1 protein-coding gene is annotated in these 2,231 nt (G+C 76.7%); it reads right to left on the reverse strand.

Annotation, left to right across the window (positions count from 1 at the left end; translation table 11 throughout):
- Positions 1-162: 162 nt before the first annotated feature.
- Positions 163-2,231 (reverse strand): alpha/beta fold hydrolase (locus MXD58_RS29690; protein WP_250611460.1); only part of this gene is annotated, 2,069 nt, incomplete at its 5' end.

Consider the following 2,231-nt stretch of genomic DNA (forward strand, 5'->3'; position numbering starts at 1 on the left):
CCACCGGCCTGCCGGTGGCGGCCCTGCCGCGGGGTCCGCGACGGGGGTCCTGACCCGCCGCACCGACGCGGGGTGGTGTGGTGGGGGGACAGCGCCGTCCCCGCACCACACACTCACCACACTTACCGTCAGGCCACACTTACCGTCAGGCCACACTTACCGTCAGGATCGGGTGGGCACGGCCCGTTCGTGGCCCTGCAGCCAGCGGTGCAGGTCGCGGGCGGTGGCGGCGGCGTGCTCGTGCATCATCGACTGGTGGTCGCCGGCCACGTGCAGCGTGTCGTGCGGCATCTCCCAGTCCGCGTCCGCGACCACGTCGGCGTCCGTGCCGGCGTCCGTGCCGGCGTCCGTGCCGGCGTCCGTGCCGGCGTCCATGACGGAGGTGGAGGTGGCGGCGGCGGCGGCGGCGGCGGCGGTGGTGGCTGGGCCGGGCCGGTCGGGGCCGCGGCGCGGCATCCGTTCGGTGGCCCGCAGCAGGGTGACGGGCGCGGCCACCGGCCGGGGCCGCCACGTTTCGAACAGGTCCAGGTAAGCGCCCTGGGCGGTGACCTGCGCCTCGGTCATCAGGGCGAACGCCTGGTCGTTGACGGCGATGCCGCGCAGCTCCTCGTGGATGTCCTGCTCGGGGATGCGGTCGGTGGGCAGCCAGGTGTCGAGCAGCGCCACGGCGGCCGGTGCGATGCCGCGGTCCTCGAGTTCGGCGGCGATCGCGTGGGCCAGCCAGCCGCCGGAGGAGTAGCCGGCGAGTACCACCGGGGTGATGGCGAAGACGCGGGCGATGGTGTCGGCGTGCATGGCGACGACCAGGTCGGCGCTGGCCGGCAGCAGTTCACCGTCGCCGAAGCCGGGGTGCGCGAGCGCGTGGACGTCGCGGTGGCCGTGCAGGTGCAGGGCGAGGCGGGCGAAGTTGTGCGGCCCGGACGGCGCGACCATCGACGGCAGGCACACCAGCGGCAGCCGCGCCGGCCCGGTGGCCAGGCGCACCGGGCGCGGCGGCGCGCCGAACTCGGCGAGGGTGGTGAACACCGGTCGCAGCCTGGCTACGGCGCGCAGCACGCCGACGCCGTCGGTGAACTTTCCCTGGAGGCAGGCCTGCCGGTACAGCCCCCGCGCCCCGATGCCGAGTTCCTGCGCCGCGGCCGTGCCCGTGCCGGCGACCACGACCGTGGTGGTGCTCGGCGTGGCCACCAGCGGTCCGGTGGGGGTGGCGGCCCGCGCGGCGGCGAGGGTGTCGAGGTGGTCGGCGAGTTCGGCGACGGTCGGATGCTCGAACACGACCTGGGGGCTCAGGCTCAGCCCGGTGGCCGCCGCCAGGCGCTGGCGCAGTTCCACCGAGGCCAGGGAGTCGAAGCCCAGTTCGAGGAAGCGCCGGCCCGGGTCCAGGTCGGCGGGGCTGTCGTGGCCGAGGATCGCCGCGGCCTGCGCGTGGACGAGATCGACCAGTTCCTGTCCCCGTGGCGGTACCGCGGCGGGCGCCGACGCCGGCGCACCCGGGGCCGTCGGGCCCTCGATGGCGGTGCCCAGGCCCGCCTGGGCCACGGTGGGTGCCCCCACGGGCAGGGCCTCGAAGAACCGGCCCGGTCGGGCGGCCGTCATCGCCGGTAGCAGGCGGGTCCAGTCGACGTCGACGACCGTCAGGTTCCTCTGCCCGGCGATGAGCGCGTCGGTCAGGGCTGCCGCGGCCAGCGCCGGGTCCAGGGGGCGCAGTCCGCGGCGGGTCAGATGCGCACGCAGTGCCGGTTCGTCGCCCATCCCCCCGTCGGACCAGGGGCCGTAGGCGACCGCGGTGACCCGCGCGGGCCCCGCCGGGCGGTGCGGGTCACCGCGGCGGCGGCCGGGGTCGGCGAGGGCGTCGAGGTAGGCGTTGGCGGCGCTGTAGGCGGCCTGGTCGCCGCTGCCCCAGACTCCGGCGATCGAGGAGAGCAGGACGACGTCGGTGAGGGTGGCCCCGTCGGGGCTGTCCAGGACGCGGTCGAGGGCGCGGGCGCCGGCAGCCTTGCCGGCGAGGACGCCGGCGACGGCGGTGAGGGTCAGCCGGGCCAGTGCCGTGCTCGGCCCGGCGACGCCGGCGGCGTGGATGGCCGCGGTGACCGGTTCGCCGTTCTGGGCGTGGCGGCGCAGCAGCGCGGTGAGGTTGGCGGGGTCGGCGAGGTCGCATGCCTCGACGGTGGCGGGGGTGCCGAGCGCGGCGAGTTCGTTGACCAGTGCCCGCGCGCCGGGGGCGCCGGGTC

The sequence above is a fragment of the Frankia sp. AgKG'84/4 genome (assembly GCF_023242965.2).
GTDB lineage: Bacteria > Actinomycetota > Actinomycetes > Frankiales > Frankiaceae > Frankia.